General features: G+C 73.4%; 16 protein-coding genes and 1 tRNA gene. 6 read left to right on the top strand and 11 right to left on the bottom strand.

Going from position 1 to position 16,823, the window contains the following annotated elements; genetic code table 11:
• Window positions 1–99: 99 nt before the first annotated feature.
• The 3 genes from AC162C_RS12695 to hutH all read right to left on the bottom strand — a co-directional run bounded on the left by AC162C_RS12695 (window position 100) and on the right by hutH (window position 2,423).
• A tRNA-Glu gene (locus AC162C_RS12695) sits at window positions 100–172 on the bottom strand.
• Between the two features lie 47 nt (window positions 173–219).
• On the bottom strand, window positions 220–822 hold the full coding sequence (locus AC162C_RS12690; RefSeq protein WP_484097862.1) for a nitroreductase family protein: 603 nt from the start codon (window positions 820–822) through the stop codon (window positions 220–222).
• Window positions 823–893: 71 nt separating this feature from the next.
• Window positions 894–2,423 (bottom strand): histidine ammonia-lyase, encoded by a 1,530-nt coding sequence (hutH, locus tag AC162C_RS12685; protein ID WP_484097861.1) that lies wholly within the window; start codon window positions 2,421–2,423, stop codon window positions 894–896.
• A gap of 98 nt (window positions 2,424–2,521) precedes the next feature.
• Between hutH and AC162C_RS12680 the strand changes: the two genes are divergently transcribed.
• Both AC162C_RS12680 and hutI read left to right on the top strand, forming a co-directional pair.
• A complete protein-coding gene (locus tag AC162C_RS12680) occupies window positions 2,522–3,850 on the top strand; it encodes a formimidoylglutamate deiminase (RefSeq protein ID WP_484097874.1) in 1,329 nt (442 codons plus the stop codon).
• Window positions 3,847–5,052: an imidazolonepropionase gene (hutI, locus tag AC162C_RS12675; protein WP_484097860.1), complete on the top strand. Its 1,206-nt coding sequence runs from the start codon at window positions 3,847–3,849 to the stop codon at window positions 5,050–5,052. Before AC162C_RS12680 ends, hutI begins: the two co-directional genes overlap by 4 nt.
• Here hutI and AC162C_RS12670 read toward each other — a convergent pair.
• From AC162C_RS12670 to AC162C_RS12655, 4 genes are read right to left on the bottom strand one after another with little or no spacing between them, the layout of a single operon-like run.
• Entirely contained in the window at window positions 5,022–6,380 is a 1,359-nt protein-coding gene (locus AC162C_RS12670) for a fibronectin type III domain-containing protein (RefSeq protein ID WP_484097859.1), read from the bottom strand. The genes hutI and AC162C_RS12670 overlap by 31 nt on opposite strands.
• Window positions 6,381–6,421: 41 nt before the next feature.
• Window positions 6,422–6,787: a hypothetical protein gene (locus tag AC162C_RS12665; protein ID WP_484097858.1), complete on the bottom strand. Its 366-nt coding sequence runs from the start codon at window positions 6,785–6,787 to the stop codon at window positions 6,422–6,424.
• Window positions 6,788–6,791: 4 nt separating this feature from the next.
• Complete coding sequence (locus AC162C_RS12660; protein ID WP_484097857.1) at window positions 6,792–7,658, bottom strand: hypothetical protein; 867 nt, start codon at window positions 7,656–7,658, stop codon at window positions 6,792–6,794.
• Window positions 7,655–10,084, bottom strand: coding sequence for an AAA family ATPase (locus tag AC162C_RS12655; protein WP_484097856.1), 2,430 nt, complete (start codon window positions 10,082–10,084; stop codon window positions 7,655–7,657). The genes AC162C_RS12660 and AC162C_RS12655 overlap by 4 nt, the downstream gene beginning before the upstream one ends.
• Before the next feature lie 89 nt (window positions 10,085–10,173).
• Here AC162C_RS12655 and AC162C_RS12650 point away from each other — a divergent pair, with 89 nt between their 5' ends.
• Entirely contained in the window at window positions 10,174–10,635 is a 462-nt protein-coding gene (locus AC162C_RS12650; RefSeq protein WP_484097855.1) for a peptidylprolyl isomerase, read from the top strand.
• Window positions 10,636–10,714: 79 nt separating this feature from the next.
• On the opposite strand, the gene AC162C_RS12645 is transcribed toward AC162C_RS12650, so the two are convergent.
• Window positions 10,715–11,368, bottom strand: a complete 654-nt coding sequence (locus AC162C_RS12645; RefSeq protein ID WP_484097854.1) for a GGDEF domain-containing protein — start codon at window positions 11,366–11,368, stop codon at window positions 10,715–10,717.
• Between the two features lie 80 nt (window positions 11,369–11,448).
• On the opposite strand from AC162C_RS12645, the gene AC162C_RS12640 reads away from it, so the two are divergent.
• Genes AC162C_RS12640 through AC162C_RS12630 form a run of 3 tightly spaced genes read left to right on the top strand, consistent with a single transcriptional unit; the run spans window position 11,449 to window position 13,905 of the window.
• Complete coding sequence (locus tag AC162C_RS12640; RefSeq protein WP_484097853.1) at window positions 11,449–12,189, top strand: SDR family NAD(P)-dependent oxidoreductase; 741 nt, start codon at window positions 11,449–11,451, stop codon at window positions 12,187–12,189.
• 11 nt (window positions 12,190–12,200) lie between these two features.
• A complete protein-coding gene (locus AC162C_RS12635) occupies window positions 12,201–13,502 on the top strand; it encodes an MATE family efflux transporter (RefSeq protein WP_484097852.1) in 1,302 nt (433 codons plus the stop codon).
• 16 nt (window positions 13,503–13,518) lie between these two features.
• Window positions 13,519–13,905, top strand: coding sequence for a DUF2237 family protein (locus AC162C_RS12630; RefSeq protein ID WP_484097851.1), 387 nt, complete (start codon window positions 13,519–13,521; stop codon window positions 13,903–13,905).
• 14 nt (window positions 13,906–13,919) lie between these two features.
• Here the strand turns inward: AC162C_RS12630 and AC162C_RS12625 are convergent, their stop codons facing one another.
• From AC162C_RS12625 to AC162C_RS12615, 3 genes are read right to left on the bottom strand one after another with little or no spacing between them, the layout of a single operon-like run.
• The gene (locus AC162C_RS12625) at window positions 13,920–14,675 is read right to left on the bottom strand and encodes a GNAT family N-acetyltransferase (protein ID WP_484097850.1); all 756 of its coding nucleotides are present in this window, start codon (window positions 14,673–14,675) and stop codon (window positions 13,920–13,922) included.
• 10 nt (window positions 14,676–14,685) lie between these two features.
• On the bottom strand, window positions 14,686–15,927 hold the full coding sequence (locus AC162C_RS12620) for an MFS transporter (protein WP_484097849.1): 1,242 nt from the start codon (window positions 15,925–15,927) through the stop codon (window positions 14,686–14,688).
• Entirely contained in the window at window positions 15,920–16,795 is an 876-nt protein-coding gene (locus AC162C_RS12615; protein ID WP_484097848.1) for an MBL fold metallo-hydrolase, read from the bottom strand. The genes AC162C_RS12620 and AC162C_RS12615 overlap by 8 nt, the downstream gene beginning before the upstream one ends.
• Window positions 16,796–16,823: the final 28 nt, after the last annotated feature.

Genomic DNA, 16,823 nt, shown 5'->3' with positions numbered 1-16,823 from the left:
CCCACCCGCGACCCGCCAAACATAACATCCTGTCGCCGTCGGGGAAACGCGAGTCCCCGCGGGCCGCAGGGGACGGGGCGCACAGGCCTCGCCGTGCGATGCCCCCAACGGGATTCGAACCCGTGCTGCCACCTTGAAAGGGTGGTGACCTAGGCCGCTAGTCGATGGGGGCGCGGCCCGCCGAGGATAGCGGTGCGACGCGTCGCCCCGGCCGCCGGCCTACTCCCACCGCTCCCAGCGGGCGAGCTCGTCGAGTGGAAGCCGCCGCTGCGTCGTCCGAGAGCTGACCCCCGCCCCGTCCGGTGCGGGGACGCCGATCGTGACCACACAGACGAAATGCACGTCCTCGGGGAGCCCGACCAGGGCCTTCAGCTCCGGCACCTGCTCCGGCACGACCCCGTACACCCCGGACGCGAGGCCCTCGTCGATGGCAGCAAGCTGCAGCAGCAGGAACAGCGAGCCGGCGTCGACGTACCAGTACGGCGCCGGCCAGCCGATCTCCTCGCCGTCGCGGAGCTTGTCGGGCTTGCGGTACCGCTCGTGGTAGCTCTCCTCGCGCACGCCGACGACGACGTGAACCGGGACCGTCGAGATCCACGGCCGGCCCCCCGCCGCAACGTACTCCTCCTCGCCGGCGAGGCGTGCGAGCTCGCGGCGCGTCTCCGGCTCCGTGACGACGACGAGCCGATGTCCCTGGCTGAAGCCCGCGCTCGGGGCCCGCCTCACGGTGGCGACGATCCGCCGAACGGTCTCGTCGGGCACCGGGTCGGGCAGGTAGCTCCTCACCATCCGCCGCCGCTCCAGGATCTCGCTCCACTCCACGGCGCGATCCTACGGCAGTTCCTGCGGCGGTTCCGTGCCCGCGCCCCCTACCAGCCCCGCGGGTCGCAACGTCAGGCGAGCGGGCCCGCGACCGCCTCGACGGCGGCCAGGATCGCGCCGTCGGCGAGCAGCCGCTCGGCGGCCGCGAGCTCGGGTGCGACCGCGCGGTCGGGGCCGGGCCCCGGCACCCGCTCGCGCACGGCGTCCCGGGCGGCGCCGGTCCCCGCGGCCGGCCCGAGCGGGCTGCGCAGGTCGAGCGCGCGCGCAGCGCAGACGAGCTCGACGGCGAGCACGCGCCGGAGGTTCGCGACCGAGGTGCGCAGCTTCCTCGCGGCACCCCACCCGAGGGAGACGTGGTCCTCCTGCATCGCGCTCGTCGGCAGCGTGTCGACGCTCGCCGGCACGGCGAGGCGGCGGTTCTCGGCGACGAGCGCCGCCTGGGTGTACTGCGCGATCATCAGGCCCGAGTCGACGCCGGCATCGGGTGCGAGGAACGGTGGCAGGCCGTCCGAGCGCCGTGCGTCGAGCATCCGGTCGGTCCGGCGCTCGGCGATCGCGCCGATGTCCGCGACGGCGATTGCGAGGAGGTCGCACGCCTGCGCGAGCGGCGCGCCGTGGAAGTTGCCGCACGACTCCACCCGTCCGTCGGGCAGGACCATCGGGTTGTCGATCGCCGACGCGAGCTCGCGCTCGGCGACCTGCGCCGCATAGGCGACAGCGTCCCGGGCCGCGCCGTGCACCTGCGGCGTGCAGCGGAGCGAGTACGCGTCCTGCACGCGGTCGTCGCCCTCGCGGTGGCTCGCCACGATCGCCGAGCCGGCGAGGAGGGCGCGGAGGTTCGAGGCGCTGGCGGCCTGCCCGACCTGTCGCCGCAGGGCCACGAGGTCGGCGGCGAACGCGCGGTCGGTGCCGAGGAGCGCCTCCACGCTCATCGCCGCCGTGACGTCCGCCGCCCGCAGCAGCGCCTCGAGGTCGTGCAGTGCGAGCACGAGCTGGCCCAGCATCCCGTCGGTGCCGTTGATCAGCGCCAGTCCCTCCTTCGCCCGGAGCACGAGCGGGCTCAGGCCTGCCTCGTGCAGCGCCTCGGCCGCCGGGCGGGCGCGCCCGGCGGCGTCGACCAGCTCGCCCTCGCCCACGAGCGCGAGGCCGCAGTGCGCGAGCGGTGCGAGGTCGCCGCTCGCGCCGAGCGACCCGTACTCCGGGACGACCGGCGTCAGGCCCGCGGCGAGCAGCCCGAGCATCGCGTCGACGACCTCGGGTCGCGCCCCCGAGTACCCGAAGGCGAGGCTGCGGGCGCGGAGCACGATCATCGCCCGCACCACGTCGCGCTCGAGCGGCGCGCCCATGCCGGCGGCGTGCGAGCGGAGCAGGGCGAGCTGCATCTCCGCCGTCCGCTCGGTCGGGATCGAGCGATTCGCGAGCGACCCGAACCCGGTGGTGACCCCGTACACGGCTGCGCCCGACTCGACGTGCGCCTCGACCTCCGCGGCGCTCGCGGCCATCGCCGCACGCGAGGCGTCGCCGAGCGCCACCGCCGCGTCGTCGCGGGCAACCGCGACGACCTCCTCCGGCGTGAGCCCGGCGGGGGTGAGCTCGATCACGGGGGAACCGTAGACCGTCCGGCGGCGTGGCGGGCCGAGAGGTGCTGCCCGGCAGCGCGAGCCGGGGCGACCGCGCTGTCGTAGAGTCCGCGCACGTGATGACGCTCTGGTGCGAGTACGCGTGGCTCGGCGGAGACGGCGTCGAGCCGGGGGTCGAGCTCGACATCGAGGGTGACCGGATCGCGGCGCTGCGATCCGGGGTCGGCTCGCCCGGCCCCGGCGTCGAGCCCGTCCAGGGCCTCGTGCTCCCCGGGCTCGCAAACGTCCATTCGCACGCCTTCCAGCGCGCGCTCCGCGGCCGGACGCAGGTCGCCGGTGCGGACAGCTTCTGGGCGTGGCGCGATCTCATGTACCGCCTCGCGGGGACCCTCGACCCCGACGCGCTCCACGCGATCGCACGGGCGGTCTTCGCCGAGATGGCCGAGGCCGGGGTCGCCGTCGTCGGCGAGTTCCACTACCTGCATCACGCGCCGGGCGGCGTGCCGTACGCGGACCCGAACGAGACGGGGCGGAGGATGCTCGCCGCGGCAGCGGAGGTGGGGCTTCGCATCACGCTGCTCGACACCTGCTACCTCCACGGCGGCATCGGCAGGCCGCCGGGCGACGTGCAGCGACGGTTCGCCGACGCCGACGCCGCGGCCTGGGCGAGCCGCGTCGAGCACCTGCTCGGGCTCGAGGGCCGGGCGTCCCGTGTCGGTGCCGCCGTCCACAGCGTCCGGGCCGTCGACCCCGCGTCGATCGAGGAGGTCGCGCGCTGGGCGGAAGCCCACGCGACCCCGCTCCACGCACACGTCTCGGAGCAGCCGGCCGAGAACGCCGCCTGCCTCGCCACCTACCACGGCACGCCGACCACGGTGCTCTCCGACGCCGGCGCGCTCGGGCCCCGGTTCACCGCCGTCCACGCCACGCACCTCACCGACGCCGACGTCGACGTGCTCGGCCGCTCCGGCTCGTCCGTCTGCCTCTGTCCGACGACGGAGCGCGACCTCGCCGACGGTGTCGGCGGCGCGTCACGAGTCGCCCGGGCGGGAGCCTCACTGTGCGTCGGATCCGACTCCCACGCCGTCGTCGACCTCCTCGAGGAGGCGCGCGCGGTGGAGCTCGACGAGCGTCTCGTGACCCTGAAGCGCGGCCTCCACGCCGGCCGGGACCTCCTCCGGGCGGCGACCGAGAACGGGTACCGGGCGCTCGGCTGGGACGACGGGGGCCGGCTCGGGCCCGGGGCCCTCGCCGACCTCACGGTCCTGTCGCTGCAGGGGAGCCGGCTGGCAGGGATCCCGGTCGCCCACCTCGTCGAGGGGGCCGTGCACGCGGCGGCGGCCGGCGACGTCACCGCGACGATGGTGGGCGGGGACTGGGTGGTGCGCGACGGACGCCACGTGTCGATCGACGTCCCCGATGCGCTCCGGCGCGCGATCGACGCATGAGCCGGTCGCTGGTCGTCGACCGCATCGGGCTGCTGGTCACGAACGACCCGGCGCTCGGCGAGGGGCCGCTCGGCATCCGGCGGGATGCGGCGGTCGTGCTCGAGGACGGGCGCGTGGCCGACGTGCGGGATGTGGGCCCGGTCGCCGCAGACGAGCGTCTCGACGCCGGCGGCCGCTGCGTGATCCCCGGGTTCGTCGACAGCCACACCCACCTCGTCTTCGCCGGCGACCGCGCCGACGAGTTCGCGGCTCGCATGGCGGGGCGCCCCTATGCGGCGGGCGGGATCCGCGTCACGACGGATGCGACCCGCGCTGCCGCCGACGTCGACCTGCGCGCGCTCGCCGCTGCCCGACGCGACGAGGCGCTCCGGGCCGGCATCACGCACCTCGAGATCAAGTCCGGCTACGCGCTCGACGTGGAGGGCGAAGCCCGGCTGTGCCGGCTCGCGGGCGAGCTCACCGACGACGTCACCTTTCTCGGGGCGCACGTCGTGCCGGAGCAATGGGCCGAGGATCCCGACGGGTACGTCGGCCTCGTCTGCGGGGAGATGCTCGCCTCGTGCGCCCCCCTCTCACGCTGGGTGGACGTGTTCTGCGAGCGCGGCGCCTTCGACGCGGAGCAGTCGCGGCGGGTGCTCGCGGCGGGCGCCGCCGCGGGGCTCGGCCTGCGGGTGCACGCGAACCAGCTCGGCCACGGCCCCGGTGTGCAGCTCGCGGTCGAGCTCGGCGCCGCCTCCGCGGATCACTGCAACTACCTGTCCGACGAGGACGTGGCCGCGCTCGCGGCCGGTGACACCGTCGCCACGATCCTCCCCGCAACCGACTTCTCGACGCGGGCCCCGTACGCGGACGGGCGGCGCCTCGTCGACGCGGGGGCGACGGTGGCGATCGCCACGAACTGCAATCCGGGGTCGAGCTACACGACGTCGACTGCCTTCTGCATCGCGGTCGCCGTGCGCGAGATGGGCCTCACGGTCGAGGAGGCGCTGTGGGCGGCGACCGCCGGCGGTGCCCGCGCGCTGCGGCGCGACGACGTCGGACGGCTCTCACCCGGCTGTCGGGGCGATCTCGTCGTGCTGGCGGCACCGGGGTACGCGCACCTGGCCTACCGCCCCGGAGTCCCGCTCGTCGACACGGTGCTCGCGTCCGGTCGGGTCGTGGTCAGCGGCGGTCAGAACGCCCCCGCCGGGGGAGCCACGTAGATCCGCGCTTCGAGGCCGCGGAAGCGGTCGGAGAGGATGCCGTTGCGCGCGGTGATCCAGCGCCCGGTGCCGTAGACCCGTAGCCCCCGCGTGCCGAGGCCGGGGACGGTGATCGTGGCCCCGACGCGCGCGAACGTCGGGTTGACCGCGATCACGTACGTGGCGCCGTTCCAGCGCCGGACGCCCACGCGGATCGGGCTCGGTGCAGCGACCGTCGCGACCCCGGCCGGGGCGAGCAGCGCCGCCGACAGCGAGGCGATCTCGGTCGAGAGCCGGCGCACCTCGGCCCTCACGTCGGGTCGCCACTGATCGGGGAAGAAGCCGATGCCGCGTGCTCCGCCCGCGATCGCGAGCCAGGTCTCGGCGCGCACGAGCGCCGGGCTCGGGTCGAGGCCGAAGCACTGGTTCATCGGGCCCGCCTCCACCCACTGGAACGTCGGCTTGCCGGCTGCGAGTGCGACGAGCTCGCGTTGCGCCTCGTACAGGTCGTGGAAGCGGTCCTTCCGGCACCAGATCTGCAGCGGGTACAGGTCGAACCCGACCATCTCGGTACGGTCGATCAGGCCCGTGTACATCTCCCGGTCGACGCCGGGAAGCGGCGACGACCCGCTGTAGAAGTGATTGGTCAGCGTGAGGAACGTGACCCGGCCGGTCTCGCGCGACGAGGGGACACGGGGGATGCCCTCCGGTGAGCCGACGTGCTCGTCTGCCTCGTCGAGGTGGTGCCAGCCCACGATGCCGGGCCCCGTGACGTTCCGCTTCGCGATGTCGATGATCGAGAGCGCCCGTCCGGCCAGCCGGCGCAGCTGCGCCTGCGGGGAGACGCACCCTGCGCCCATGAACGCGTTGATGCCGGCGGCGAGGCTGGCCGGGTACGCATAGGGGCACTGGTGCCAGACCATCCGCGGGAAGAACCGCTGGCCGTTGACGACGAGCGCGTCGCGGATCGTCCGCCCGCGAACGGACGTCGGCATCGCCGGGGTGGTGAGGCCGCCCTGGGCGGAGCCGCGGGCCTTGCCGGCGGCCGCCAGCACGCGGAAGCGATACGTCGTCGCGGGCTCGAGCGCGGTGAGCCGGAGCGTCCCGCGCGTCCCCGGCCGCACCGACACGGCCTTCGTCCAGACCTGGGTGTCGGCGCCGGTCCCGTACTCGACGACGACCCGTGCCGCCCGGTCGACGGTGAACCGCACGAGCGCCGAGAACGGCCCCACGCTCGCGCCGTCGATCGTCACGCGCGGCGCCGTCGCGCTCCTGTCGGCGCCCGCCGTGCTCGCACCGCCGAGCACCGCGGCGACCATGACGGCGACCCCTGCGGCCCTGAACCGCACACTCCGAGGGTAGCGCGACGCCCGTGTCGTGTCGGTGCCGCTTACAAAGGCCGAACGGACGGCGCCGCAGCCGTCGGCCGGGTGGCGGCGACCGCCGCTCTCGCCTGCCGCTCGTACGGGTTGTTCCAGTAGCCGGAGAGCAGGTAGCTCAGCGGCATCCGGATCGGGTGGTGCTGCATCTGCCAGACGTGGCAGAGCTCGTGCGTGATCAGGTCGTCGGAGACGCCGTCGCTGCGCAGCAGCATCCCGACGTGGAACGCGTGACCGTCGAACCGCCGGAACCAGGGGAGCCGGAAGAACCAGGGCGTCACGAGGACGGCGACGCGGTCGATCCGCACGGGCCTCGGCCACCAGTCGAGGCGGTCGAGCCGCTCCTTCGCGCGGACGACGCGCGGATCGGGGCGCATCCGGCTAGGCGATGGGGCTCAGCAGCATGATCGCGCTCCCGTCCTGGGCCTGCCGGTAGGCGTACCCGTACGTCCGCGGGAGCGTGATCCGGTTGATCGTCGCGAGCTCCGTGGCGCCGATCTCGCCGACCCCCGGCGTGATCGGGTTGAGCGTCTGGGCGAGCGGCCGCTCCAGCTCGGGCGCCACGTCGCCGCGCTCGAGGTACACGGCCGTCGACGAGAGCTCCTGCTCCGCCGTCTCCGGGAGCGCCGGTGGGAGCAGGACTGCGACCTGGTCGATCCCCTCGACGTAGTGGAACGTGTAGAGCGCCATCTCGAGCGCCTGGCGCCGGAGCAGCGTGTGCCGCTCCTCGGACGGCTCGCCGAACGGGATCGAGCAGGCCTCGCCGAGGCCGCACAGCGAGACCTGGAGGGTCTTCTGCGTGCCGACGATCTCGACGTCGTCCTCCTCCTGCTGGCCGGTGGACGCGTCGGGGAGGACGGCGAGCGCGCTGATCGGCACCTGGATCGCCTCGCCGTCGGCGGAGGTCACGCGCGGCGGCCCGGCGAGCGCCACGGTGAGCTGGGTCCCGTCCGTCCGGTACTGCTTCGACACGTGGTCGGCGATCTGTCGTGTCTTCGCGGTCTCGCTCCCGGTCGGCTCCCACGTCGACCACGCCCGGGAGGGCCCGGAGTCGGGCTTCGCGACGACGACGAGGAACGCCCCGATCCCGACCCCCGCGACGGCGGCGAGAGCGAGGTAGATGGCGGCGAAGCGGCCGCGGTAGCCCGAGCGCCGCTCGCGGTCGCTCCTCGCCGTGCGAGGCGCATCCGTGACCGGGCGGGCGGGCTCGGCCTCGATGATCGGCGGCTCGGCGGTGCTCTCGCTCACGCCTCGCCTCCCGGAGTCCCGTTCCCCGACACCTGCTCCGGCAGCATGGCCGGCCGGGGCGGCCCGACCTGCGCCGAGAACGACAGCGGCGGCCACGCCGCCTCGTCGGAGAGGTCGACGGTCGGGATCTCGATCTTCGACCCGTCGAGCAGCTCGAGCAGCTCGTCGCCGAAGATCTCGCGCTTCTCGGTCAGCGTCGTCGCGATCCCCTCGATCGCGACGCGGTTGTGGACGACGAGGTTGTGCGCGGCGACGTACGCCTGTCCGAGGATCTGGGCCGCGAGCGCACGCTTCGCGGGATCGGAGAGGGCGCCGGCGATCGGGTCCTGGGTGAAGGGGCCGCCGCCGGTGCGGTTCATGATCTGCAGGCCGATCCTCTCGAACCGCTGCAGGACGCGCCGGTGCGCGTCCTCCTCGGTCTCGTTCGGGAGCGGCGTCACCTCGAAGGGCTCGGGGCCCATCGCCGCCGCACCGACCATCGCCGCCGCCTGGGCGGTCGCCGACATCACGTCGCCGCCGACGCCGACGGTGTTCTCGCCGTAGAACACCCGCTCCGCCGCCATCGCGCCCAGGCCCCAGACGAGGCGGGCGAACATCTCGCTCTGGAAGCGGCCGAAGCGCTCTTCCTTCTCGAGCGCCTGGTGGTGGCCGAGCGAGCCGCCCCGCATGCGGATCGAGAGGCGGGTCGACTCCGCGCCCTCCATGTACGCGTGCCCGCAGGCCGCGTGGCCGGCCTCGTGGATGGCGACGGCCTCGGTCTCCTTGGGGACGTACTCGACGCCGACCGCGGTGCCGGCCTCGAGCGTGGTCATCGCCTCGACGAGGTCCTCCCACGTGAACGCCTCGCGCCCCGAGTGGTGCGAGATCGTCAGGGCCATCGACGTCACCTGCTCGATCATCGCCGGGGAGTAGCCGTTCGTGACGCGGGCGATCTCCTGCCGTCGCCGCGGGACGTCGAGCTCGGGGTCGTGCGCGACCTTCCCGATGTAGAGGTCGAGGATGTCGAGGCGGTCCTGCTGCGTCGGCGTACGGAACCAGACGTGCCGGCCCATGCGCCCCGGGCGGGTGAGGGCCGGGTCGAGTCGCTCCAGCGGGACGTTCGTCGCCCCGATGAAGTAGATCTGCTCCTTGCGCGGGCGGGCCGCGGGGAGGCGGAGCGACACCTTCCCGATTCGGCGCGGGACGATGTAGACGCCGTCGAGGAGCGTGTTCAGCTTGCTCGTGAAGAACTTCTTGAAGAACGGCGGGTTGTCGATCCCGTCCATCACCACGAGCAGCTGGTTGAGGGCGAGTCCGCCTCCCATGCCCATGCCGCCCGGGAACATGAAGCTGCGGATCGACTCGAGCTTCGCGTAGATGCCCCCGGGAACGGTCTGCGGGCGGGGCTCGCGCTCCGCGAACAGGCGCTCGCGCCAGGCCCGCGTCTCCAGGATCAGGTCGCCCGAGGGAGTGAGGGCGCCGTGCGGCCCGAAGAACAGGTACTCGGCCGGGTCGGTGTCACCGGTGTAGCCGGACGCCCCCGGCACGCCCTGCCCGAGCGACTGCCGGCGCATCCCGACGGCGTCGATCTCGTCGATGAACACGATGCACTGGCCGCCCCACTTGCGGGCCAGCTTCTTCGCCCGACGCGCGAGGATGCGGACGATGATCGCGTCGATCCCGATGAACGTCGCCGCGAAGCCCGACCCGGGGATCGAGATGAACGGCGAGTTGAAGCCCGTGGCGATCGCCTTCGCGAGCATGGTCTTGCCGGTTCCCGGCGCCCCGAGGAAGAGCAGCCCCCGCTCGCGCTTCCCGCCTGCCCGCTCGAACTGCTCGCCGGACTGCCAGATCGAGACGACGCGGCGCACCTCCTCCTTCGCCTCGATCTGGCCGCGCACGTCCTCGAGCTTCACGCCCCACTGCGCATCGCCGGGCTCGAAGGCCTGGATCTGCGAGAGGTTCATGAGGAGGAGTGGGCCGAAGAGGATGACGAAGTTGAAGACGAGGAAGAGCGGCAGCATCACCATCAGCGGCAGGATCTGGATGAGCAGGTCCGCGCTGAGGAACCGCGAGGCGAGGAACCAGAGGACGCCGACGACGATCGCGAACTTGACCCAGAAGCGCCAGAACCAGACACGCCGGCGGGCGACGACGTCGTCCTCGCGCAGGGCGGGGCTGTCGAGCCCGAAGAGGCTCGGCCAGGGGATCAGGCGGTGGAAGAGGAGATCGACCAGCCCGCGGAACGCGACGACCATCGCGAGCGACGCGAGGAGCGCGGTCCACCAGCTCCAGCCCTGCTGCTGGGTGAACCAGACGTACAGCGCGGGGCTCGTCAGGAGGGCGACGAACGTCGCGGCGCGCGTCAGCCGCCGCCAGTTCGACGCGAGCTCCTGGGACGCCTCGCTATGGGCGAACGTGCCGGGAAGCGGCTCCGCGCTGGCCATCGGAGCAGTGTACGTCCGGGGTTGCTCCGGCGGTTGTTGGCGATCTGTTAAGGGGCGTGGCGACGCCGGGCGTTGCTAGCGTCCCGCGCATGACACACGCGACGCTGCACACATCGAACGGCGTGATCGAGGTCGAGCTCTTCGCCGACGACGCGCCGAAGACGGTCGAGAACTTCACCACGCTCGCCGGAGACGGCTTCTACGACGGCCTCTCGTTCCACCGCGTGATCCCGGACTTCATGATCCAGGGCGGCTGCCCGCGGGGTGACGGCACCGGCGGACCGGGCTACACGTTCGAGGACGAGTTCAACGAGCGCAAGGTGGTCCGCGGGGCGCTCGCGATGGCGAACGCCGGCCCGAACACGAACGGGTCGCAGTTCTTCATCGTGACGGCCGACGCCTGCCCGTGGCTCGACGGGAAGCACACCGTCTTCGGGCAGGTGACGACCGGTCAGGACGTCATCGACGAGATCTCGGCCGTCGACCGTGACGCCCGCGACCGCCCGACGACGGCCGTCACGATCGAGCGCATCGAGCTCGCCACGACGTAGAGCGCCGACGCGAGGCCGGCGGGACCGACGCTCGTCCGAGGGGCGCGCGGTCGGGCGGGACGGGTGCTCGTCCCGGGGCTCAGCGGGCGCCCGACGGCGACGCGAGGTCCGCGTCCGCGAGCTGCAGGAGCTCGCCGGGGGAGGTCACGTCCGGCGTCAGCGTGGCGACGCCGACGTCGATCCCGTCGCCGAGCGCCTCCCGGATGCGACCCGCAAGGATGTGCGCGCCGTCGAGCGGGGTGTGCGGGAGGATCACGGCGAAGTCGTCGCCGCCGATCCGCGCCGCGATGTCGCTCACGCGGAGGCGCGAGAGGAGCAGCTCCGCGACGACGAGGAGCACGCGGTCGCCGGCGTCGTAGCCCTGCTCCGTGTTGACGGTCGCGAGGCCGTCCACGTCGAGCGTGAGCAGCGACAATGCGTGGTCGTAGCGCCGCGCCGCCGCGAACTCGCGTCGGAGGTCGTCGAAGAAGCGGCTGCGGTTCCGGAGGCCGGTCAGCGGGTCGACGCTCGCGGCCAACTCCACTTCCTGCGCGAGCAGGGCGTTCTCCATCGCGAGGTCGACCCAGCCCGGAGCGATCCCGTCGTCGGCGAGCGCCGCGTGGATCTCGTCCAGGAGGACGGCGACGTCACCGGCCGGGCGTGATCGCCGCACCGCATCCTCGATGCGCTGCCACGCCGTCCCGGAGAGCGTGCCGGGCGTCCGTGCCGTCATCTGTCCCTCGTTCGGGGTCACGGGCTCAGTCTCTCCGGCCGTGGGCGGGACCGTCGTCCCTCGAAGGGGGGATCCTGCCGGTACCGGTGTAGGCTCGCGTCGTGGAGCTCGCCGGGAAGACCGCGATCGTGACGGGGGCCTCGTCCGGGATCGGCGCCGCCACGGTGCGCAAGCTCAGGGAGGCGGGCGTCCGGGTCGCGGGCGGCGCCCGACGTGTGGAGCGGATCGACGCGGACGAGGCGTTCGCGCTCGACGTCACCGACGAGGCGAGCGCGCGCGCGTTCGTCGAGGCCGCCGTGGGCGCGCTCGGAGGCTCCTTCGACATCCTCTACAACAACGCGGGCCTGGCGCTCGGCCGCGTGCCGTTCTGGGAGTCGACGCCCGAGGACGAGGCGACGGTGATCCACACGAACGTCGACGGGGCACTGCGCATGACACGCCTCTGCCTCCCGTTCATCCGCGACGGAGGGCACATCCTCTTCACCGGCTCCGTCGCCGGCCGCCAGGCGTACCCGAACGGCGCGTCCTACATCGCCGCCAAGTTCGGCCTGCGCGGCTTCGTGTACGCGCTGCGGGAGGACCTGCTCGGCCGCCCGATCCGCATCACGACCGTGGACGCCGGGCTCGTCACCGAGACCGAGTTCTCGCTCACGCGGTTCAAGGGCGACGCCGACGCGGCAGCCGCCGTCTACGAGGGCGTCGACACGCCGACGGCGGACGACGTCGCCGACTGCGTCCTCTTCGCGCTCACGCGGCCGCCGCACGTGAACGTCGACGAGATCGTCATGAAGGCCCTCGCCCAGTCGAGCGGATCGCGGATCGTGCGACGCGCCGACGCGTAGGCGGCGGCGCCGTGACGCTGCGCTCGCGGTACGACCGCGACATCCTGCGGCTCGCGCTGCCCGCGCTCGGCGCCCTCGCCGCGGAGCCGCTCTACATCCTCGTCGACACCGCGATCGTCGGTCACCTCGGCCGCCCCGAGCTCGCCGCCCTGGGTGCGGCGGCAACGGCCCTCTCCGTCCTCGCCCTCTTCAACTTCCTCCAGTACGGGACGACCGCTCAGGTGGCGCGCGCGATCGGGGCCGGGGAGGAGGAGACGGCTGCGCGGATGGGCGCGCAGGCGCTCTGGCTGTCCCTCGGCATCGGCATCGCGCTGACGGCGCTCGTGATCGCCCTCGCCGACCCGATCGTGGCGGCGATCGGCATCGACGGACGTGCGGCCGAGCTCTCGGTCACGTACCTGCGGATCGTGTCGCTCGGGCTCCCGTCCGCGTTCCTGGCGCTCGGCGGTCAGGGGTACCTGCGCGGCGTCTCCGACCTGCGCACGCCGCTCCTGATCCTCATCGCCGGGAACGTCGCCAACGCGATCCTCGAGGTGGTCTTCGTCTACGGGTTCGGATGGGGGATCGAGGGGTCGGCGTGGGGCACGGCGGTCGCGCAGACGGGCATGGGAGCCCTCTTCGTCTGGGTGATCCTGCGCCGCGTCGGCTGGGCGCGTGCGGCGGTCGTGCCGCGGCTGGCCCGCCGCCTGCTCTCCGTCGGCGCGTTCCTGTTCGTGCGCACGGCGGCGCTCATCTCCTCGTTCGTGCTCGCGGGCGCCGTCGTCGCGCGGTTCGGCGACGCGCAGCTCGGCGCGCATCAGATTGCGTTCCAGCTCTGGGTCTTCCTCGCCCTCGTGCTCGACTCGTTCGCGATCGCCGGCCAGATCATCGTCGGCCGCGAGCTCGGGGCGAGCCGTCCCGACGAGGCCTTCAGCGCGAGCGTCCGCATGATCCAGCTCTCGGTGGCGACGGGCGTGGCGTTCTCCCTACTCCTGCTCGCGCTCGCCGACCTGCTCCCGCGTGTCTTCTCGTCCGACTCGGCCGTCCTCGAGCAGTGTCGCGAGCTGTGGCCGCTGTTCGCGCTCATGCAACCCGTGAACGGCGCGGTCTTCGCGCTCGACGGGATCCTGATCGGGGCGAGCGACGGGCGGTTCATCGCGGTCTCGATGGTGCTCGCGTTCGCCTGCTGTGCCGTCGGGCTCGTCGCCGCGTCCCTGCTCGACGGGGGCGTTCGCGGCGTCTGGCTCGCACTCGTCGTCCTCCTGCTCGTCCGCCTCGCGACGATGGGCGCCCGATTCCGGCGCCGCCGGTGGCTCGTCACCGGCTTCGCGTGAAGGTACGCTCGCCGTCGTGAGCGCATCCAGCGAGCCCGGGAGAAACGTGCTCGGCGGAGAGCTCGAGCCCTGTGGGCTCGATCCCGTCACGGGCTTCTACCGCGACGGCACGTGCCGGACGGGGCCGCAGGACGTCGGGATGCACGTCGTCTGCGCCGAGATGACGGAGGCCTTCCTCGCCTTCAGCCGGACGGTGGGGAACGACCTGTCGACACCGCGCCCGGAGTGGGGGTTCCCGGGGCTCCGGCCGGGCGACCGCTGGTGCGTCTGCGCCGATCGCTGGCGCGAGGCGCTCGACGCCGACGTCGCGCCGCCGGTGATCCTGGCCGCGACCCATGCCTCGGCGCTCGAGTTCGTGACGCAGGCCGACCTCCGCGCACACGCGATCGACGGCGCCGCCTGACCTCCGGGCGGCCGTCAGCCGGCGACGCCGACCCAGTGGGCCGTGACCGCGACCTCCACGAAGCCCGCGCGGAGGATGTTGCGATACGAGTTCGACGGCAGGCCGTCGCGGCGCTCACCGGTCTCGGTCAGCACCACGTCGCACCCGCGGGCCGCGGCTCGGCGGATGCGCTCCGCGAGCAGCAGGCTCTGTGCGCCCTTCCCCCGATGCTCGGTGAGCGTCGCCGCGAACCCGAGGTAGCCGGCCCCCTCGGACACGTAGAGGGCGGCGGCGCCCGCGGGCTCGTCGCCGTCGAGGGCGAGCAGGCACTCCCAGCCCGCGTCGGGCGTGCGGCGGAGACGCCCCTCGAGTGCCTCGGGCAGCCCGTAGCCGATCCTCACGATCCGCGCGAACGCGTCCCGGTGCTCGGGGGACTCGACGTCGACGAGCGCGAGCCCGCTCTCGACCTGCGGCAGCGTGTCCAGGCCCCGCCGGAACGTCATCCAGCCCCACCCCGGCTCGAGCCCTCGCGCCTGCAGCCACCCCGCGAGCGCGGGCGGCCCCGCCTCGGGTGCGATCGCGACGTAGAACCGGACACCGGAGGGCACGGCGGCGAGCGCCTCCTCGACCTGGGCCTCCGTCGCGGGCCCGTCGGCCCCCAGCCCGACGATGCGATTCAGCATCGGGGAGTCGGGCGCCTCGGGGACGAGCACGACGACTGCTCCGTCGGTCTCGACGACGTCGGAGAAACGCCGGTACGCGTCGAGCATCACGCGCTCCGCTCGGGTCACGGCACGGAGCCTAGTGGGCCGCGGGGGCGTGGGAAAGGTCGGCGAGACTGGGGCGGGGGAGGACGCGGACGCTGCGCGACGCCAGCTGCATCGTGATCGCGAGGAGGGTGACGAGCGCGCAGAGCCACAGCGTCCCGGAGACGCCGAGGGCGATGCTCAGCGGCCCGACGACGGCGAACCCCACCGGCATCAGCACGAGCGAGCCCATGGCGTCCCAGGCCGAGACGCGGGAGAGCACGTCGTTCGGAACGTGCCCCTGGAGGGACGTGTCCCAGAAGACGGAGAACAGCTCGGTCGCGAGCCCTCCCCCCACCATCGTCAGGGCCAGCGCGGGCCAGGGCGCCTCGAGGGCGAGCAGCACGAGCGGCGGCACGGTCAGCGTCATCGCCACGACCCCGTTGCGCAGGGGAAAGGCCGGACGGGTCCGCAGGGCGATCAGCCCGCCGACGACCAGTCCGACGCCCTGTGCGGCGAGCGCGACCCCCCACACCGACGCGCCGCCGAGGGCGTCCTTCGCGACGATCGGCCCGAGCACCTGGGTCGCCGAGGCCGAGGCCGCGTTCGCGAACGCGAACCCGATCACGCAGACCCAGATCCACGTCCGCGAGCGGAACTCGCCCCAGCCGTGCCGCAGCTCGGAGACGAAGCCGGAGGCGGCGCTCCTGGCCGGTGCGACGACGCGCATCGGGAGCAGGAACGCCGCCGCCACGAGATAGGTCACCGCGTCGACGCCGATCGCCCAGCCCGGGCCGGCGGCGGCGACGATCACGCCGCCGAGGGCCGCGCCGCCGATCGTGGTGACGTTGAGCGTGAGCCGCAGGAGCGCATTCGCGGGCTGGAGGAGCGCGAGCGGCACCGTCTGCGGGACGATCCCCTGTTGCGCGGGGAAGAAGAACGAGCTCGCCACGGCACGCACCACGGCGACGGCCGCGAGGTGCCAGATCTCCGCGCGGTCGGTGAGCAGGAGGACGGCCGCCACCGCCTGCGCCACCCCCGAGAGCACGTTCGCCCACACCATCACGTGCTGTCGGGGCAGGCGGTCGGCCACGACCCCGCCGACGAGCAGGAAGACGACCTGGGGCAGGATCGCGAGCGTGAGGACGAGCCCGAGGTCGGTCGCGGACCCGTCGAGCTCGAGCACCGCGAAGGCGAGCGCGACCGGTGCCATCGCCGTGCCCGCGAAGGAGATCGCCCGCCCCGCGAAGAGCAGGCGGAAGTCGCGGTGTGTCAGCGGTGCGAGTGCATCACGCACCGGTGCTGGCCTCGTGGCGCTTGCGCCAGTAGCGCTCGAGGCCCCGGAAGCCGTGCCAGGCGGGGACGATCGTCAGGTAGTTGTCGACGTCGTCCGGGTCGCTCGCGGCGACGTCGGCGTGCACGGCCGTCGCGAACGTCTCCTCGTCCATGCCGTGACCGACCCACTCCGACCAGCGGTGCATCGTCCCCCGGAGCCGGTCGAGGTGCGCCTCGACGTCCTCGAAGACCCCGAAGTGGACGAGCGCGAGACGCGAAGGTGAACGGTGCTCCATCTCCTGGATCGTCCGCTCCCACGCCTCGAGGTCGACCTCGGGCGGGGGCAGCGGCGGGAGCACGAAGCGGGAGGGCGTGAGGCGCACGCCGGCCGCGTCGCCGGAGTACAGCGTCCCCTCGCCGTCGAGGTAGGAGACGTGGTGTGAGGCGTGCCCGGGCGACGGGAAGCACTCGAGGCCGAGCACCTCGTCGCCGACGACGCGGACGTTCCCTTCGGGAACCGGGACGAGCTCGCCCCAGAGCGAGTCGAACGCGTCGCCGTAGAGGCGCCGGGCGCTCGCCTCGAGCTTCGTCGGGTCGACGAGGTGCGGTGCGCCGACCTCCGAGACGTGCACCTGGATCCGCGGGTTCTCGCGGACGACCGCGCCGGCCGCACCGGCGTGGTCGAGATGGATGTGGGAGAGCAGGAGGTGGTCGACCTCGTCGAGGCTCAGCCCGTGCTCCGCGAGGCCTGCGCGGAGCCCGTCGAGGGCGATGCCGGGCCCGCAGTCGAAGAGCGCGAGCCCCTCGTCGGTGTCGAGGAGGTAGACGCCGACGAAGCGCTCGAACCCGAGGTGGTGGACGTCGATCGGCCCGGCTCTCAGCGTCGACACGGCGAGGCCTCGGTGGGGGTCGGGGGCG

The organism is Gaiella sp. (assembly GCF_057140465.1).
Note: the sequence above shows the minus strand (reverse complement) of the source record. Positions and strands in the feature narration are given on the sequence as shown.